The sequence below is a fragment of the Sphingomonas aerolata genome, from assembly GCF_003046295.1.
Taxonomy (GTDB): Bacteria; Pseudomonadota; Alphaproteobacteria; order Sphingomonadales; family Sphingomonadaceae; genus Sphingomonas; species Sphingomonas aerolata.
Genome location: NZ_PZZN01000001.1, coordinates 815,716 through 834,113 on the forward strand (window position 1 = coordinate 815,716; position 18,398 = coordinate 834,113).

15 protein-coding genes and 1 tRNA gene are annotated in these 18,398 nt (G+C 66.6%); 10 read left to right on the forward strand and 6 right to left on the reverse strand.

Annotation, left to right across the window (positions count from 1 at the left end; genetic code table 11):
* Positions 1 to 314 precede the first annotated feature (314 nt).
* The 4 genes from C8J24_RS03735 to C8J24_RS03750 all read right to left on the reverse strand — a co-directional run bounded on the left by C8J24_RS03735 (position 315) and on the right by C8J24_RS03750 (position 2,529).
* Positions 315 to 707 carry a helix-turn-helix domain-containing protein gene (locus tag C8J24_RS03735; RefSeq protein ID WP_042467029.1) on the reverse strand — a complete coding sequence of 131 codons (393 nt, stop codon included), beginning with the start codon at positions 705 to 707 and terminating at the stop codon, positions 315 to 317.
* 41 nt (positions 708 to 748) lie between these two features.
* Positions 749 to 1,207 (reverse strand): hypothetical protein, encoded by a 459-nt coding sequence (locus tag C8J24_RS03740; RefSeq protein WP_042467030.1) that lies wholly within the window; start codon positions 1,205 to 1,207, stop codon positions 749 to 751.
* 33 nt (positions 1,208 to 1,240) lie between these two features.
* Positions 1,241 to 2,254, reverse strand: a complete 1,014-nt coding sequence (locus C8J24_RS03745) for a sigma factor-like helix-turn-helix DNA-binding protein (RefSeq protein WP_107930402.1) — start codon at positions 2,252 to 2,254, stop codon at positions 1,241 to 1,243.
* A 188-nt stretch (positions 2,255 to 2,442) separates the two neighbouring features.
* Positions 2,443 to 2,529, reverse strand: a tRNA-Tyr gene (locus C8J24_RS03750).
* 126 nt (positions 2,530 to 2,655) lie between these two features.
* Between C8J24_RS03750 and C8J24_RS03755 the strand changes: the two genes are divergently transcribed.
* Together C8J24_RS03755 and rlmB are read left to right on the forward strand one after the other, a co-directional pair.
* Positions 2,656 to 4,305: a M20/M25/M40 family metallo-hydrolase gene (locus tag C8J24_RS03755; RefSeq protein WP_107930404.1), complete on the forward strand. Its 1,650-nt coding sequence runs from the start codon at positions 2,656 to 2,658 to the stop codon at positions 4,303 to 4,305.
* A 21-nt stretch (positions 4,306 to 4,326) separates the two neighbouring features.
* Positions 4,327 to 5,073 (forward strand): 23S rRNA (guanosine(2251)-2'-O)-methyltransferase RlmB, encoded by a 747-nt coding sequence (gene rlmB, locus C8J24_RS03760; protein WP_031396279.1) that lies wholly within the window; start codon positions 4,327 to 4,329, stop codon positions 5,071 to 5,073.
* A gap of 115 nt (positions 5,074 to 5,188) precedes the next feature.
* Here the strand turns inward: rlmB and C8J24_RS03765 are convergent, their stop codons facing one another.
* A complete protein-coding gene (locus C8J24_RS03765; protein WP_107930406.1) occupies positions 5,189 to 5,506 on the reverse strand; it encodes a 2Fe-2S iron-sulfur cluster-binding protein in 318 nt (105 codons plus the stop codon).
* A gap of 72 nt (positions 5,507 to 5,578) precedes the next feature.
* Between C8J24_RS03765 and C8J24_RS03770 the strand changes: the two genes are divergently transcribed.
* The 8 genes from C8J24_RS03770 to C8J24_RS03810 all read left to right on the forward strand — a co-directional run bounded on the left by C8J24_RS03770 (position 5,579) and on the right by C8J24_RS03810 (position 17,795).
* Complete coding sequence (locus C8J24_RS03770; RefSeq protein WP_107930408.1) at positions 5,579 to 6,202, forward strand: DNA-3-methyladenine glycosylase family protein; 624 nt, start codon at positions 5,579 to 5,581, stop codon at positions 6,200 to 6,202.
* 221 nt (positions 6,203 to 6,423) lie between these two features.
* Complete coding sequence (locus C8J24_RS03780) at positions 6,424 to 7,731, forward strand: Nramp family divalent metal transporter (protein ID WP_107930412.1); 1,308 nt, start codon at positions 6,424 to 6,426, stop codon at positions 7,729 to 7,731.
* A gap of 130 nt (positions 7,732 to 7,861) precedes the next feature.
* Positions 7,862 to 10,288 (forward strand): glycogen/starch/alpha-glucan phosphorylase, encoded by a 2,427-nt coding sequence (locus C8J24_RS03785; RefSeq protein ID WP_208620906.1) that lies wholly within the window; start codon positions 7,862 to 7,864, stop codon positions 10,286 to 10,288.
* Complete coding sequence (gene glgB / locus C8J24_RS03790) at positions 10,285 to 12,447, forward strand: 1,4-alpha-glucan branching protein GlgB (protein ID WP_107930414.1); 2,163 nt, start codon at positions 10,285 to 10,287, stop codon at positions 12,445 to 12,447. Before C8J24_RS03785 ends, glgB begins: the two co-directional genes overlap by 4 nt.
* Before the next feature lie 59 nt (positions 12,448 to 12,506).
* A complete protein-coding gene (glgC, locus tag C8J24_RS03795; protein ID WP_031396272.1) occupies positions 12,507 to 13,769 on the forward strand; it encodes a glucose-1-phosphate adenylyltransferase in 1,263 nt (420 codons plus the stop codon).
* A 43-nt stretch (positions 13,770 to 13,812) separates the two neighbouring features.
* Positions 13,813 to 15,258 carry a glycogen synthase GlgA gene (gene glgA / locus C8J24_RS03800; RefSeq protein ID WP_107930416.1) on the forward strand — a complete coding sequence of 482 codons (1,446 nt, stop codon included), beginning with the start codon at positions 13,813 to 13,815 and terminating at the stop codon, positions 15,256 to 15,258.
* Positions 15,255 to 16,874 (forward strand): alpha-D-glucose phosphate-specific phosphoglucomutase, encoded by a 1,620-nt coding sequence (locus C8J24_RS03805; protein ID WP_107930418.1) that lies wholly within the window; start codon positions 15,255 to 15,257, stop codon positions 16,872 to 16,874. Before glgA ends, C8J24_RS03805 begins: the two co-directional genes overlap by 4 nt.
* 66 nt (positions 16,875 to 16,940) lie before the next feature.
* Positions 16,941 to 17,795, forward strand: a complete 855-nt coding sequence (locus C8J24_RS03810; protein ID WP_107930420.1) for an HpcH/HpaI aldolase/citrate lyase family protein — start codon at positions 16,941 to 16,943, stop codon at positions 17,793 to 17,795.
* A gap of 7 nt (positions 17,796 to 17,802) precedes the next feature.
* Here C8J24_RS03810 and C8J24_RS03815 read toward each other — a convergent pair whose 3' ends face one another.
* Complete coding sequence (locus C8J24_RS03815) at positions 17,803 to 18,393, reverse strand: ABC-type transport auxiliary lipoprotein family protein (RefSeq protein WP_081874269.1); 591 nt, start codon at positions 18,391 to 18,393, stop codon at positions 17,803 to 17,805.
* Between the last annotated feature and the right edge of the window lie 5 nt (positions 18,394 to 18,398).

An 18,398-nucleotide genomic window follows, 5' to 3' on the forward strand; every position in this document is an offset into this window, starting at 1 on the left:
GGGCTGCGCAGGATCGGCCGAAAGACGCACAGAAGCGATCGACCGAGCACAACCGTTGCTCAAAGTCCTCGCCCATTTGCCGGAATTTATTGGGAGGCCCGCAAACCAGTAAAATTGACGGGTATCCGAGACTTACATGCCATCGCAGGCGCAATTTTTCAAGCTTTGGATGGCGGATGGCCGGATCGGGGCCCGCCATGCGCGCCGGATCGAGCCGTGCGGCAGCGGCCGCGAAGACGCCCGGTCGGCGCCGGCCGCAGGCATCTTGTTCGTTCGTCCGTCAAGCTCGACCGGTCACCCGGCCGGCATGAGGATCAGCAATCCACCAGACCCGCGAGCAGATCGCTCATCCGCTGACGCCCGACGACCGACAGCTGGATATGCGATCGTCGACCGTCATTCTTGTCGCGGGTCCGCAGGACGAGACCCGCCTCCTGCAGGATCGCAAGGTAGCGCAGCGCCGTCGCCGAGGGCGCCCGCGCGCCGATGCACACCGCGGACACGCTGAGCTGACGCCCCTCGTGATGCGAGATGAACAGGTCGAGCAGCATGTCCCAGGCGGGTTCGGAGAACAGGTCCGCACCGAATGCCGCGTCGCGCTGGCGACGCAGTTCGTACAGATGCTTGGCAGCGCTCACCAGGCGGGCGGGATCGACGGCGGCGGGTGCAAGAGCCGGCCCGGGCCGTGCGCCGTTCAAGAGTCGCATGAAAGGAATGGCATAAGACATTTAAAGCCTCAGATGCAGGGCTAAGGAAGGGTCGGGTCCTGGCGGCTCCAGTCGAGATCCCAGCCTCGCGACCGGACCCGTCTGGCATGCCGCATCGTTCCGACGGCGAGCAGCAGGACGATGGGGTAGCTCCACATGACCGACAGGACCGCATAAGCGAGCCGGATCACGTCGGGGTTGATCGCCCGGGCCAGATGCGCCCCGGTCCCCAGTGCATGGAGCGCGGTGACCCAGGCCGGCCAGAACCGATCGGCGTGCAGCGTGATGGCGATCATCACGCCGAGCAGGACGATGTCGACGGTCATGATACCGATCTCGACGTCGACGAACTCGCCTGCGCCAAGCTGGTGAAACATCCGCGTGGCCAGTGCCGCGAGCAGCAGGGCAAGCCCGGTCAGCCGCTCGGGGGCACCGCCACGCCAGAATGCATAGCCGGTCGCCGCCAGTTGCAGCGCGTTGAAGATCCAGACGCGGTCCACGTTATCGGGTCAAGCGATCCACCGGCCGCGTCGTCAGGCGGCAACGACGAGGTGCAGTCGCGCATCGTCGCGCAAAGCCCCTTCGTTGGGCGGACACTCGCCCTCGTCACCATAGGCATAAAAGGCACCGAGGCCGATTTCGCTGCGTACCGCGACCAGCGCCCGGTGCGCGTCGACGAAGCGCTGGCGGGCCTTGATCAGATCGGACGATGCATCCGCGACGAGTTGCAGCGCGGCGATCCCGGTCGCGACCGGCAATCTTGCCGCCGCACGCTGCTGCAACAAGGTCGCGACGCAGGAAGCAGCGAGCGACGCGGCCTGGTCGACCGCTGCCTCTGCCTTCAGAAAGTCCGCGGTAACCCTGTCGGTTGCCTGACGACGTTCCTTCAACATGTCGAATTCCCCACCCCAGCGCGACGAATGCTCAACCCGGGGAGAGGCGGCGCTGCCGCGAACCTGCCTGAACAGGCTCGTCATGGTCATCGTCATCGTCACCAGCGCCACCGTGGTGATCGCCAGCAACGCCATGAGCCCGACCAGTCGGATCAGCCTGTCCCCCTTGGACAGGCGGTTCCGCGCCGCTCCCTCCGGTCCGCCTCCGGGCGTCATCCCCATGAAGCGGCGGACGAGCCCCCATGGATCGTCCTGGCCGACCTGTGGCGGATGCGACGGCGCGCGCGCTACGTCGATTGGTTCGGATGGGAGCCGATCATACGTCGCGACCAGCAGGTCGGACGACGGCGTTGGCGACGTCCCGTCCTCCGTCCTGTCGTTCGCAGCGCGGGGCGCGGGCGTGGCGGAGGGCATGACGCGGGGCTCTGCGGGCGCGTCGATATCCCCGGCGGTTTCGTGCCGTTGCAACAGCCGCGCAGCCTCGAACCGCGACCCCGCGCCCAGCACCTGAACCGCGCGTTCGATCCGCTTGTCGATCGCCGACGGCGACACGCCGAGCAGCGCTGCGATCTCCTTCGAATTGTGATGCGTCAGGACCAGTCGAAGACAGGCCCGTTGCGCTTCGGTCAGGAGATCAATGCGGCTGGCAGACATAGACCTACATTAACCGCAATTCCGCGGTTAGGCATCCCTGTTTGAGGCGCGCCGAATGCCGTCGCGGGACGCGTTTTCGCGCATAATGTCCGCACGACATCCCGGCACAGATCTGAAGGTTGTGAGGTTCGCGCCTGGCCTTGCTACCGGCGAAGGACCAAAGCTTGGACGGTGATACCGCAAAGCTTTGGTGGACAGGGCTGGATTCGAACCAGCGTACGGGAAACCCGGGCAGATTTACAGTCTGCTGCCTTTAACCACTCGGCCACCTGTCCAAAGGGGCCACTCTTTCGAGCGAGGCGGCTCAATGGCGAAGCTTGTCGGTGCTGTCAACGCGGGTTGCGCCAACTTCCGCCCCCGCATAGCCTTTCATGCATAAAAAATTGCCCAGGGGGACCTTCATGCACCAATCGCGTCCGTGCCGACTTGCCATTTTCGCCGCAACCGTAACGATCATCGCGCTCAGCCCCGCGGCCGCCAAGGAGCGTGGCGGCACCGCAAAGCCTGATCAACCCATGGTCAACCGCATCATCGACGAAGGGACCAACCACAGCCAGGTCATGGTGACCGTCCAGCATCTGACCGACGTGATCGGCCCGCGGCTCACCAATTCGCCGTCGATGCGCACGGCCGAGGCATGGACGCAGCGCCGCTTCGCCGACTGGGGCCTCACGAATGTCCACAAGGAAGGGTTCGCATTCGGTCGAGGCTGGTCGATCGAACGGTCGAGCGTGCGGATGACGACCCCGCGGGTGGTGCAGCTGACCGCGATTCCCATTGCCTGGACTCCCGGCACGAACGGCACCGCGCTGAGCGCGGCCGTGATCGTCGCACCGATGGCGCGCGAGCGCGACTTCGCGAAATGGCGCGGCAAGCTCAGCGGCAAGATCGTGATGCTCACGCGGCCCGGCACCGGTGACGAACCTGCCGAGCCCGCCTTCAAGCGGCTGAGCGGCGAGGATATCGCGAGGCTCGACCGGTTTCAGCAGCCGAATTACGACCCCGATGCCGCCGACCGCCGGATGAAGCGGCTCGATTTCTCGAAGAAACTCGATGCGTTCCTGAAAAGCGAAGGCGCGGTCGCGACCGCGACGATGGCCTATCACGACGGCAAGCTGGTCAGCGGCGAAGGCTATCTGTTCGGTGTCGGCGACACGCCTGCGCTGCCGGGCGTGCAGATCGCCGCGGAGGATTATCGACGCCTCGCGCGGCTCGCCAAGGCGGGCCCCGCCCCGACGCTCGAGATCGTCAGCGACGTCCGCTTCGACGACAGCGATGCGCAGGCGTACAACATCATCGCCGACATTCCCGGGACCGATCCGAAGGCCGGCTATGTCATGGCGGGCGCGCATCTGGACAGCTGGGTCGCTGCGGACGGTGCCGCGGACAATGCGGCGGGCTCGGCGATGATCATGGAGGCCGCACGGATCCTGGCCGCAACCGGCGTCCGCCCGAAGCGGACGATCCGGTTCGCGCTCTGGTCGGGCGAGGAGCAGGGCATTCTCGGTTCGATGGCCTATGTCACCCGCCATCTGGCGACCCGCGGCAGCCCCAACGACCCGCCGCAGACCGGCATGCAAAGCTATTACGGCTTTTCGCAGAAATGGCCGATCACCCCGCTGCCGGGTCATGCCGACCTCGCTGCCTATTTCAACATCGACAATGGCTCGGGCAAATTGCGCGGGCTCTATGCGGAGACCAACCCCGCAGTCGTACCGATCTTTCGCGACTGGCTCAGCCCGTTCGCGTCAATGGGCGCGTCGAACGTCGTCCTGCGGCCGACCGGCGGCACCGATCACGTCTTCCTGCAACAGGTCGGCGTGCCGGGGTTCCAGTTTATCCAGGATCCGCTCGATTATGGCAGCCGGATCCATCATACGTCGGCCGACACCTTCGATCACCTGAAGGCCGACGACATGCGCCAGGCGTCGATCGTGCTCGCATCGGTGTTGCTCAGCGCGGCGAATGCGGACAAGGCGCTGCCACGCACGCCACTGCCGACCAAGCCGGTGGTGACCGACCCTTATGGATATAGCGATGACGATGACTGATATGATGACGGGAGCGCTCTGATGGCAGCACGCAAGGGCCATCGGCCGAGCAAGGCCCCCGCGGGGCGTCCGCGCTTCTGGGGCAAGCATGCGGTGGGCGCGGCGCTCGCCAATCCCGAACGCACGGTGCGCAAGATCATGGGCACGCGCGAGGCGCTGGCCGGGTTCGACCTGCCCGCCGCCGTGCCGGTGACCTTCGCCGAGGCCACCGATCTCGCGCGACTGGTGCCGGGCGACGCCCCGCATCAGGGCGTGGTGATCGAGGTCGAGCCGCTCGAGGACATGTGGCTCGCCGACCTGCTCGAGCATGGCAAGGACGACAACCGTCCGCTCGTCATCCTCGACGGCGTGACCGATCCGCACAATGTCGGCGCGATACTGCGCTCGGCGGCGGCGTTCGATGCGCTCGGCATCGTCACCCCCGACCGCAACGCACCACCCGAATCGGGCACGATCGCACGCGCGGCGTCGGGTGCGCTCGAGACGGTGCCGTGGATCCGCGTGGTCAATCTCGCCCGCGCGCTCGAGGAAATCGCCGCAGCCGGGTTCTGGCGGATCGGCCTCACCGGCCATGCGACACAGACGCTGTCCGACGCGATGGGGACGCAGCGCATCGCGATCGTGCTCGGTGCCGAGGGCGAGGGCATGCGCAAGAACACCGAGGATCACTGCGACGAACTCGCTAAGCTCCCCATCTCGGAAAAGGTCGAGAGCCTCAACGTCTCGAACGCCGCGGCGATCGCACTCTACGCGGTGACGACGCGCTAACTATCCCCCCTCTCCCCCCGGGGGAGAGGGAAGGGGCCCGCCGCGCAGCGGTGGGAAGGGTGAGGGGCGTGGGGCTCGAAACCCCCGCCCCAACCGCCCGTCCCAAGGGACCGGATCAATCCTCGGCGGCGATCCGGACCTTCAAACCGTCGAGCGCGTCGGTCACGTCGATCTGGCACGACAGTCGCGAATAGTCGTCGCGGTCGCTGGTCGAATCGAGCAGGTCGTTCTCGTCCTCGCTCATCGGCTTGAGTTTGGCCGCAAATTCCGGGTCGACATGGACGTGGCAGGTGGCGCAGGAGCAGCAGCCGCCGCACAAAGCGAGGATCTCGTCGATCCCGGCGTCGCGGATGACTTCCATGACCGAAAGACCCGTTTCGCCCATGAGCTCGCGTTCTTCCCCGTCCCGCGTCACGACGATAAGCTTGGGCATGCTGTCCTCCGAAAAACCGTGCGCGGTCCATGCCGCGCGCCGCCGCCCCGATCAAGCTGCAAGGTTCGCGTCATGGGCCTGAACGCCGCCCAGTTGCAGGCTGCCATGACCGCGCTGTGTGCGATCGAACCCGCCTTTGCGGTCGCGGTCGCGAACAAGGGCCACCCTGCCCCGCGGATCAGCGAGCGCGGCTTCGCGACCTTGCTTCGCACCATCCTCGGCCAGCAGGTCAGCGTCGCCTCCGCGCAATCGGTCTGGAACAAGCTCGACGCGCTTGTCGGCGGTGCCGCGGACCCCGCCAACATCGCCGCCGCCAGCGACGAGACGCTGCGCAGCGCGGGGCTGTCGCGGCAGAAACTCGGCTATGCCCGCAGCCTCGCCGACGAGGTGACGAGCGGCCGCCTCGACCTGACGAACCTGCCCGCCGACGACGAGGAGGCGATCGCCGCGCTGGTCCGGGTCAAGGGAATCGGCCGCTGGTCGGCGGAGATCTACCTGCTGTTCGCCGAGGGCCGCACCGACATCTGGCCCGCGGGCGACCTCGCGGTCCAGATCGAGATCGGCCGCATCCTCGGCCACGACGCCCGCCCGAGCGAGAAGATGACTCGCGAACTCGCCGAAGCCTGGCGCCCGCACCGCGGCGCGGCGGCGATCTTCCTCTGGCACCATTACCAGGCTGACATGAAGGTGATCTGAGCGCGGCCGCTCAAGCGAGGCCATGCCCGCGAGACCCCACTAGCCCCCTCCCGTCATCCTGACGAAAGTCAGGATCCAGAGCCAAGCAGGCGAGTGCCCGTGACCTTGGATCCTGACTTCCGTCAGGATGACGGGAGCAAAAAGAGCCATGCGCCCGCCCGATATCCGGCTGCCGACCGAACCGCTTGTCCCCCCCGCTCCCATCCGGCAAAGCACCCGCGATGCCGCCGCCCAGTTCCGCCCTCGCCCATTCGCTGTCCGACAGCTATCGCACCGTCGCGATCCCCGAAGGCGCGCCCTTCTGGCGGCGGCTGTTCGCGTTCGTCGGGCCAGGCTATCTCGTCGCGGTCGGCTATATGGATCCGGGCAACTGGGCGACCGACATCGCCGGCGGCTCGGCGTTCGGCTACACCCTCCTGTCGGTCGTTTTGCTGTCCAATTTGATGGCGATGGTGCTCCAGGCGCTGTCCGCTCGGCTCGGCATCGTCGCCGGGCTCGACCTCGCCCAGGCCTGCCGCGCGCATTATTCGAAGCGCGTTTCGGTCGTGCTCTGGTTCCTGTGCGAGATCGCGATCATCGCCTGCGATCTGGCCGAAGTGCTCGGCACCGCCATCGCGCTCAAACTGCTGTTCGGGCTCCCGCTGGTCTGGGGTGTCGTGCTGACAGCGCTCGACGTGTTCCTGATCCTCGCGCTGCAACGCTTCGGCTTCCGCAAGCTCGAGGCGTTCATCGTAGCGCTGCTGGTGATCATCGCCGGCTGCTTCATCTTCGAACTGTTCCTCGCGCGGCCCGACATGGCGGGGGTGCTCGGCGGACTGGTGCCGACGACCGAGATCGTCACCAACCCGGCGATGCTCTATATCGCGATCGGCATCCTCGGTGCGACGGTGATGCCGCACAACCTGTATCTCCACTCGTCGATCGTCCAGACACGCGCGTTCGCGCCGACCGAGGCGGGCAAGCGCGACGCGGTGACGATGGCGACGATCGACGGCACGATCGCGCTCGGCCTCGCCTTCTTCATCAACGCCGCAATCCTGATCCTCGCGGCCGCCACCTTCCACGTCGCCGGGCGCACCGACGTCGCCGATATCGACCAGGCGCATGCGCTGCTCGCGCCGATGCTCGGCATGGGGGCCGCGAGCGTCGTGTTCGCAGTCGCACTGCTCGCCTCGGGGCAGAATTCGACCGTGACGGGCACGCTCGCCGGCCAGATCGTGATGGAGGGCTTCCTCAACCTGCGCATGCCCGTCTGGGCGCGGCGGCTCGTCACGCGGCTGCTCGCGATTATCCCCGCAGTATTCGTCGTCGGCGCCGCGGGCGATGCGGGCGCGACCCGGCTGCTCGTGCTGAGCCAGGTCGTGCTGAGCCTGCAACTCCCCTTCGCGGTCGTGCCGCTCGTCAAGTTCACCGGTGACGCGCGAATCATGGGTTCGCTGGTCAGCCCGGTCTGGCTGAAAGCGCTCGCCTGGGTCATCGCCGCGGTCATTATCGGCCTCAACGCGACCCTGCTGATCGGCATGCTCTGAGATAAACTGACATGGATCAGGGGATGCACGGCTAACTGGCCGATCGCGTCCCGCGACCTCGCAAGTCCGCGTGACAAAGGTGTCCGCGCGGCTAGGATCACCGGTGACGACAACGAGATCCGGAATTCGCGTGACCGTAAACCCCGCCCTGCAGCGCTCCCTCCAGACGCTGGCCGATTCGATCCTCGACACGCTCGTCCACCGGATCGGCAAGGATGCGCAGGCCGCGCTTCCGCACGACTGGCTCGCGGCAACGATCCTCACCGTGCGCAACGACATCGTCGAACGCTGGATGGCATCGACCAAGGCGGCGCATGCGGCGGGTGCGAAGCGCGTCTATTATCTCAGCCTCGAATTCCTGATCGGCCGGCTGCTGCGCGATGCGGTGACGAACCTGCAACGCAGCGGCGAGGTGTCGCGGGCGCTCGCGCTGCACGGCGTCGACCTTGCCGCGCTTGAGGAGATCGAGCCCGATGCGGCACTCGGCAATGGCGGGCTCGGGCGGCTGGCGGCGTGCTTCATGGAGAGCATGGCGAGCCTCGCGCTCCCTGCTTACGGCTATGGCATCCGCTATGTGAACGGCATGTTCCGCCAGCGGATCGACGATGGCTGGCAGGTCGAGATGCCCGAAAGCTGGCTCGCGCACGGCAATCCCTGGGAGTTCGAACGCCGCGAGAGCGCCTATTTCATCGGCTTCGGCGGCGAGGTCATCGCGACCGACAGCGGTCAGGTTCACTGGAGCCCCGCAGAGGCGGTCGAGGCGATGGCGGTCGACACCCCCGTCGTCGGCTGGCGCGGCGAACACGTCAACACGCTGCGGCTATGGACCGCACGCGCGTTCGATCCGATCAAGCTCGACCGGTTCAACGCGGGCGACTTTTCCGGCGCGCTCGCCGACCAGCTCCGCGCCGAGACGCTCACGCGCGTACTCTATCCCAACGACTCGACCGCCGCGGGGCAGGAACTGCGGCTGCGGCAGGAATATTTCTTCTCGTCCGCCTCGATCCAGGACATCGTCCGCCGCCACATCCAGTATTTCGGCGACATCCGCACGCTGCCCGACAAGGCTGCGATCCAGCTGAACGACACGCACCCCGCGGTGTCGGTCGCCGAGCTGATGCGGCTGCTGATCGATCATCACGAATTCGCGTTCGACGAAGCGTGGAAGATCACGCGCGCGACCTTCGGCTACACCAACCACACGCTGCTGCCCGAGGCGCTGGAGAGCTGGCCGCTGCCGCTGTTCGAGCGCCTGCTGCCGCGGCACATGCAGATCGTCTACGCGATCAACGCAAGGCTGCTGCGCGAGGCACGCGGGGTCACAGGGATAGACGACCGCGCGATCGCCGCGATCAGCCTGATCGACGAAGGCGGCGAGCGGCGCGTGCGGATGGCCAACCTCGCCTTTGCCGGATCGCACAGCGTCAATGGCGTCGCGGCGCTGCATACGCAGCTGATGAAGAAGACGGTCTTCGCGGATCTCCACCGCCTCTATCCGACGCGGATCAACAACAAGACCAACGGGATCACGCCGCGCCGCTGGCTTCAGCAATGCAACCCCGGCCTCACCACGCTGATCCGCGACGCGATCGGCGACGGCTTCCTCGATGATGCCGAACGGCTGATCGATCTCGATGTTTTTGCCGACGATTCCGCGTTCAGGGAGCGGTTTTGGGCGGTGAAGCGTTCGAACAAGGTGGCATTGGCAAATCATATCAAGGACAGCATGGGGCTGCGCATAGACCCCGACGCGCTGTTCGACGTGCAGATCAAGCGCATTCACGAATATAAGCGCCAGCTGCTCAACATCATCGAGACGGTCGCGCTGTACGACCAGATCCGCAGCCATCCCGAACGCGACTGGACGCCCCGCGTGAAGCTGTTCGCGGGCAAGGCGGCGTCGAGCTATCACAATGCGAAACTCGTCATCAAGCTGGCGAACGACGTCGCGCGCCGGATCAATTCGGATCCGTCGGTCGGCGGGCTGCTGAAGGTCGCGTTCCTGCCAAACTATAATGTGTCGCTGGCGGAGCAGATCATCCCCGCCGCCGATCTCAGCGAACAGATCTCGACCGCCGGGCTCGAGGCGTCGGGCACCGGCAACATGAAGTTCGCAATGAACGGCGCGCTGACGATCGGCACGCTCGACGGCGCGAATATCGAGATCAAGGACCGGGTCGGCGACGACAACATCTTCATCTTCGGCATGACCGCGGACGAGGTCGAAGTGAAGCGCGCATCGGGCTATGATCCGCGCAGCGTGATCGACGGGTCGAACGAGCTCTGCCAGGCGGTCTCGGCGATCGCCTCGGGCGTGTTCTCGCCCGATGATCGTCAGCGCTACGCCGGACTGATGGGCGGACTGTACGAGGGCGACTGGTTCATGCTCGCCGCCGATTTCGACAGCTATGCCACCGCGCAGCGCAGCGTCGACACGCGCTGGAACGATCGCGACGCTTGGGTCGCCTCGACCGTGCGCAACGTTGCGCGTGTGGGCTGGTTCTCGTCGGACCGGACGATCCGTGAATATGCCCGTGATATCTGGACGGTAATGTGAAGCCACCCGAAGGCGCCATCGTTGCCCTGCTGGAGGGGCGTCACGACGATCCCTTCTCGCTGCTCGGCGTGCATGCCGGCCCCGGCGGCACGTTCGCGCGCGCGTGGCTGCCGGGTGCGACGACCGCCGAGGCGCATGCGCTCGACGGCACGACACTCGGCACCCTCCCCCGGATCGACGATCGCGGCCTGTTCGAGGGGCCGATCGACGGCGATCCGCAACCGGTGAAATATCATGCCGAGGGCGGCGGCGCGGACTGGTGGGTGACCGACCCGTACAGCTTCGGCCCGGTGCTCGGCCCGATCGACGACCTGCTGATGGCGGAGGGCAATCACCACCGCCTCCATGACAAGTTGGGCGCGCACCTGATCGAGCACGAAGGCGCGCCGGGCGTGCATTTCGCGCTCTGGGCCCCCAATGCGCAGCGCGTCTCGGTGGTCGGCGACTTCAATGACTGGGATGGCCGCCGCCATGCGATGCGCAGGCGCGGCGACGTCGGCGTCTGGGAGATCTTCATCCCCGACATTGCCGAATATCGCGCCTATAAATACGAGATCGTCGGTCCCGATGGCCGGCTCCAGCCGCTGAAGGCCGATCCCTTCGCCTTTGCCAGCGAACTGCGTCCCGCGACCGCGTCGATCACGCGCACGCTCGCGCACAAATGGGCGGATACGAGCCACCGCAAACACAGGGCCTCGGTCGATCCGCGCCGCGTGCCGATCAGCATCTACGAGGTGCATGCAGGATCATGGGACCGCGATGCCGAGGGCTGGTTCCTGACCTGGGATGCGCTCGCCGACCGGCTGATCCCGTACGTAGTCGAGATGGGCTTCACGCACATCGAGTTCATGCCGATCAGCGAACATCCCTATGATCCGAGCTGGGGCTATCAGACGACCGGGCTTTATGCGCCGTCCGCGCGGTTCGGCGATGTCGAGGGGTTCGCGCGGTTCGTCGACGGCGCGCATCTGGCGGGGATCGGCGTGCTGCTCGACTGGGTCCCTGCGCATTTCCCGACCGACGCGTTCGGGCTCGCGCATTTCGACGGTACCGCGCTCTACGAACATGAGGATCCGCGGCTCGGCTTCCATCCCGACTGGAACACCGCGATCTACAATTTCGGGCGTCGCGAGGTGTCGTCCTTCCTCGTCAACAATGCGCTGTTCTGGGCCGAGCGCTATCATATCGACGGGCTTCGCGTCGATGCGGTCGCGTCGATGCTGTACCGCGATTATTCGCGCGAGGCGGGCGAATGGATCCCCAACGACACCGGCGGGCGCGAGAACTGGGAGGCGGTCGCCTTCCTGCGCGACATGAACCGCGCCGTGTACGGCCAGCATCCCGGCATCTTCACGATCGCCGAGGAATCGACCTCATGGCCGGGTGTCTCCGCGCCGGTCGGCGACGACGGCAAGAGCGGCGGCCTGGGCTTCGGGTTCAAGTGGAACATGGGCTTCATGCACGACACGCTCCAGTACATGGCGCGTGATCCGCTGCACCGGAAGCATCATCACGGCGAGATCAATTTCGGGCTGGTCTATGCGTTCAGCGAGAATTTCGTCCTGCCGCTCAGCCATGACGAGGTCGTCCACGGCAAGGGCTCGCTGCTGACCAAGATGCCCGGCGACGACTGGCAGCAATTCGCCAATCTGCGCGCCTATTACGCGTTCATGTGGGGCTATCCGGGCAAGAAGCTGCTCTTCATGGGACAGGAATTCGCGCAGCGCCGCGAATGGTCCGAGGGCCGCGCGCTCGACTGGTGCCTGCGCAACAGCCGCAGCCATGAGGGCATCCGCAACCTCGTCCGCGACCTCAACACGGTCTATCGCGACAAGCCCGCGCTTCACGCGCGCGATTGCGAAGCGGACGGGTTCGAATGGCTGATCGCCGACGATGCCGCCAATTCGGTCTTCGCCTGGCTGCGCAAGGCACCTGGCGCGAAGCCCGTCGCCGTCATCGCCAACATGACGCCGATCGCGCGCGCGCCTTACCGCATCCCGCTGCCGCTCGACGGCCGCTGGTGCGAGATTATCAACAGCGACGCGCATGAATATTGGGGCAGCGGGCTCGGCAACCTCGGCGGCGTGGTCGCGGAGGACGGTGCGGCGTGGGTCACCTTGCCCCCGCTCGCGACGATCATGCTCGAGTTTGAGGGCTGAGACGGAACAAGCCGCGGGTAACGGGGCGTTATACGGCGGACGATTAGGGAGAGACGGACATGGTTGAACGGCGGGGACAGCCACTGGCGCGCGACGCAATGGCGTATGTGCTGGCCGGTGGTCGCGGCAGTCGGTTAATGGAACTGACCGATACCCGCGCAAAACCCGCGGTGTATTTCGGCGGCAAGGCGCGGATCATCGATTTCGCGCTGTCGAATGCGATCAACTCGGGCATTCGCCGGATCGGCGTCGCGACTCAGTACAAGGCGCATTCGCTGATCCGCCATCTTCAGAGCGGCTGGAACTTCCTGCGCTCCGAACGCAATGAGAGCTTCGACATCCTGCCCGCGTCGCAGCGGATCAGCGAGTTCCAATGGTATGAGGGCACCGCCGACGCGGTCTACCAGAATATCGACATCATCGAGAGCCACGCGCCCGAATACATGGTCATCCTGGCCGGCGATCACATCTACAAGATGGATTACGAGCTGATCCTGCAACAGCATTGCGAGACCGGTGCGGACGTCACGATCGCCTGCCTCGAAGTGCCGCGCATGGAGGCGGTCGGCTTCGGCGTGATGGCAGTCGACGAGCATGACAATGTCACCGCGTTCGTCGAGAAGCCGGCCGATCCGCCCGCGATCCCGGGTAATCCGGACATCGCGCTGGCGTCGATGGGGATCTACGTCTTCCACACCAAGCTGCTGTTCGACGAACTGCGCCGCGATGCGGAGACGCCGGGATCCGCACGCGATTTCGGCAAGGACATCATCCCCTACCTCGTCAAGCACGGCAAGGCGGTCGCACATCGCTTCTCCGACAGCTGCGTCCGCTCGGGCAGCGAGGTCGAGGCCTATTGGCGCGACGTCGGCACGGTTGACGCCTATTGGGAGGCCAATATCGACCTCACCGACGTGGTGCCCAAGCTCGACCTCTACGACCGCAGCTGGCCGCTCTGGACCTATTCGGAGGTCACCCCGCCCGCCAAGTTCGTCCATGCCGATGACGGACGCCGCGGCGAAGCGGTGTCGAGCCTGGTTTCGGGCGACTGCATCATCTCGGGCTCGTCGATCCACCGCAGCCTGATCTTCACGGGCACGCGCGCGCACAGCTATTCGATGCTCGACCAGGCGGTGATCCTGCCACATTGCGAGATCGGCCGTGGTGCGCGCCTGTCGAAAGTCGTGGTCGATCGCGGCGTCGTCATCCCTGACGGCCTCGTCGTCGGCGAGGATGCCGAACTCGACGCGCAGCGTTTCCGCCGCACCGACAGCGGCGTGGTGCTCGTAACCAAATCCATGATCGACCGGCTGATCGCGTGAGGGTGTATACGACGCTTTCTCGATCAGGACAGGGGCCCGGCTGATGCGTGTTCTCTCGGTAGCGTCAGAAGCCTATCCGTTGATCAAGACCGGTGGCCTTGCGGATGTCGTCGGCGCGCTGCCCGCGGCGCTCGCGCATCACGGCGTCGCGATGACGACCTTCCTTCCCGGCTATCCCGCGCTCGCCGCGGTCATGCGGACGGCAAAGGTCGTCCACCGCTACACCGACCTGCTCGGCGTCGAGGCGCGGATCCTGGCGGCGAGCATCGGCGACCATCCGCTGCTGATCCTCAACGCCCCCGGCCTGTTTGCGCGCGGCGGCGGTCCGTATGGCGACGCGACCGGCGCCGATTGGGTCGACAACTGGCTGCGCTTTGCCGCGTTCAGCCGGGCTGCCGCCGACCTCGCCTCGGGCGTTGTCGATGGCCAGCATTTCGACATCCTTCATGCGCATGACTGGCAGGCGGCGATGGCGCCGGCCTATCTGCGCTACGCCCCCGGCCCCGGCGCGCCGGCCAAGACGATCGTCACGATCCACAATATCGCGTTCCAGGGCCGCTATGGCGCGGAGATCTTCACCGACCTTGCGCTGCCCGATGCGGCATTCGCGCTCGACGGGATCGAATATTATGGCGGCGTGGGTTTTCTGAAGGCCGGGCTCGAGGCTGCCGATGCGATCACCACGGTCAGCCCGACCTATGCCGCCGAGATCCGTCGCGGCGAATTCGGCATGGGGCTCGAAGGGCTGATCAACGTTCGTGCCGATCGGCTGACGGGGATCGTCAACGGCATCGATCCCGCGGTCTGGAACCCCGCCACCGATGCCGCGCTGCCGTCGCGCTACACCGCGCGCACGCTCACCCGCCGCCGCAACAACAAGCGTGCGGTCGAGACGCTGTACGGCCTCGACACCGGCGACGGCCCGATCTTCACCGTCATCAGCCGGCTCACCTGGCAAAAGGGCATGGACGTCCTCGTCGCGGCGATCGACGAGCTGGTGGCGCTCGGTGGCCGGCTGGCACTGCTCGGGTCGGGCGATAGCGCGCTGGAGCACGCCTTTCTCGCCGCCGCCGAGCGGCATCCGGGCCGGGTCGGCGTCCGCATCGGCTATGACGAGCCGGTCTCGCATCTGCTTCAGGCGGGTGCCGATGCGATCCTGATCCCGTCGCGCTTCGAACCCTGCGGCCTGACTCAGCTCTATGGGCTGGCCTATGGCTGCATCCCCGTCGTCGCGCGCACCGGCGGGCTGGCCGACACGGTGATCGACGCGAACGAGGCGGCGGTCGCCGCAGGCGTCGCTACCGGTATTCAGCATGACGGCATCACGCCCGAAGCGCTCAGCCATGCGTTGCGCCGAACGATCGCGCTCTATGCACGCCCCGATCGCTGGGCCATGTTGCAGCGCAATGCGATGCGCGCGGACTTCTCGTGGGACGAGAGTGGCCGGCGTTATGCGACCCTGTATTCGAGCCTTGTGGAGCCTACATGATCCGTACCGTTACTAGCACGCCCTATACCGATCAGAAGCCGGGCACATCGGGTCTGCGCAAGAAGGTGAAGGTCTTCCAGCAGGCCAATTATGCCGAAAACTTCGTTCAGTCGGTGTTCGACGTGGTCGAGGACAAGGCCGGCGCGACCCTGGTGATTGGAGGCGACGGCCGGTTCCTCAACCGTGAGGTGATTCAGATCGCGATCCGCATGGCCGCGGCAAACGGCTTTGGCCGCGCCATCGTGGGCCGCGGCGGCATCCTGTCGACGCCCGCCGCCAGCCACATGATCCGCAAACGTGGCGCGATCGGCGGGCTGGTCCTGTCCGCCAGCCACAATCCCGGCGGTCCCGACGAGGATTTCGGGATCAAGTACAACATCGCCAATGGCGGTCCCGCGCCTGAATCGATCACCGACGCGATCAATGCGCGGACGCTCGACATCGACCGCTGGCTGACCGTCGACGCGGCCGACATCGATCTCGACCAGGACGGTGAGGTCATGGTCGGCGACATGCCCGTCGAGGTGGTCGATCCGGTCGAGGACTATGCCGCGCTGATGGAGACGCTGTTCGACTTCGACGCGATCCGCGCGTCCAAGCTGACGATGGCGTTCGACGCGATGAGCGCGGTCACCGGGCCCTATGCGACAGAGATCCTCGAACGCCGGCTGGGCTTTGCGGCCGGCACGGTGCGCAACGGCACGCCCCTCCCTGATTTCGGCGGGCATCATCCCGACCCCAATCTCGTCCACGCGCATGAGCTGTACGAGACGATGATGGCCCCCGACGCCCCCGATTTCGGTGCGGCATCGGATGGCGATGGCGACCGCAACCTGATCATCGGCCGCCACCGCTTCGTGACCCCGTCGGACAGCCTCGCGATGCTGGCGGCAAACGCGCACCTCGCCCCCGGTTATGCCGGAGGGCTGAAGGGTATCGCCCGCTCGATGCCGACCAGCGCGGCCGCCGACCGCGTTGCGGCGGCGCTTGGCATCCCCGCCTACGAGACGCCGACCGGCTGGAAGTTCTTCGGCAATCTGCTCGATGCCGGCATGGCGACGATCTGCGGCGAGGAAAGCGCAGGGACCGGGTCCGATCATGTCCGCGAGAAGGACGGGCTCTGGGCAGTGCTCCTGTGGCTCAACATCCTCGCGGTCCGCGGCGAGAGCGTCGACGCCATCGCCCGCGATCACTGGGCGAAGTTTGGCCGCAACTATTACGCGCGTCACGATTACGAGGGCATCGAGACCCCGCGCGCCGATGCGTTGATGGCTGCGTTGCGCGCCAGCCTCGCGACCCTGCCCGGCAAGCAGTTCGGCGACCTCACCGTCGAGACCGCGGACGAGTTCGCCTATACCGACCCGACCGACGGCTCGATCAGCCGCAACCAGGGCGTCCGCATTCTCTTCACCGGCGGCAGCCGCGTCGTGTTCCGCCTGTCGGGCACCGGCACCACCGGCGCGACGCTGCGCGTCTATCTCGAACGCTATGAGCCCGTCGGCGGTGATCTCGACCGCGAAACCAGCGACATGCTGGCAAGCATCGTCGCGGCGGCCGAATCGATCGCGGGGATCGCGCAGCATACCGGCCGCAGCGCACCCGACGTCGTCACCTGAGCGCGTCGCCGCGCGGCGGGCGGGCCGGGGTTCAAACCCCGGCCATAGTCTTCTAGGCTGGCCGTCATGATCCTTCGCCGTCGCCGCAGCGCGCTCTACATGCCCGCCTCCAACCCCCGCGCCATCGCCAAGGCCCGCAGTCTGGCCTGCGACGTCGTGATCCTCGACCTCGAGGATGCGGTGGCGCCCGACGAGAAGGCGGCGGCGCGCGACCGTGTCGTTGCCGAAATCGGCACGGGGGGTTTCGGGTCGCGCGAGCTGGTGGTGCGGATCAACGCGCTCGATACCCCATGGGGTGCCGACGACATCGCCGCCTTGCGCGGTCTCGGCGTCGATGCGGTGCTCGTGCCCAAGATCTCCGGCGCCGTCGATCTTGCCGCCGTCCGCGCCGCACTGGGTACCGACGGGCCACCAATCTGGGCGATGATCGAGACCTGTGGCGGCGTGCTCGAACTCCCAGGGATTGCTCGTGCGGCCGCGGGATCGCGGCTCACCGCGCTGATTGCCGGCACCAACGACCTCGCCAAGGAGCTGCGCTGCCGCCCAGGCGTCGATCGAACGCCACTCATTCCCGCGCTGATGGCGATCGTGACGGCCGCACGCGCGGCCGGGTTGGTGGCGCTGGACGGCGTCTGCAACGCGCTCGACGATGCGAAGCGCCTCGCCGCCGAAGCCGAACAGGGCGCTGGTCTTGGCTATGACGGCAAGACGCTGATCCATCCGGCGCAGCTCGCGGCGGCGAACACCGCGTTCGGCCCCACCCCCGACCAGCTCGCCTGGGCTCGGACAATAGTCGACGCGTTCGCGGACGGCGCCACTGCGGACAAGGGCGCGATCCGCCTGAACGGTGAGATGGTTGAACGACTCCACCTCGCCGAAGCCGAGGCGATGCTCGCGCAGGCGGATCAGCCCGAAGGCTGACCCAAGCTCAGCGCGGGCGGCCGACCCAGTCCGCGACCTGCTGTGCGACGCTATTGGCCGCGGTGTTGATCCCCGCCGCCGCGGACGGCGCATCGATCGCCGCGACCGGGACGCGCGCCTCGAAGCGACGCTTCTCGACCGACTGCATCCCTGCCCGCGTCAGCGAGGCATCGAACGTCACGACCGCCTCGCGCGTCGTCGCGTCGAGCCCGAAATTGCGAAGTTCACCGCCCAGCATTGCACTCGGATCGCCGACCGCCTGGACCGTCGACAGCACGACCATCCCGGTGCGCGCCGCAACGGTGTCGGACATCAGCCGCGCGAACAGCCGCGCAGGCGGCTCGGCCCATTGCGCGTCCTTCACATAGGCGATCGACGTCGCGGTCGCCTGCACCGGCACGCGCGCGGTCGCCAGCGCCTGCGGCACCGTCGGCACCTGCAGCGTGATCGACTTCGACGTCGCCGAATTCTGGTTCTGCCCGACCGCGACCGCGGACTGCGTCGTCAGCGTCAGCAGGGTCGGCGGCGGTGCGGCACCAAAGCTGATGCAGGCGCTGAGCGGCAGCGCCGCGAGAAGGATGAACAGCGGTGTCTTCATGGCGG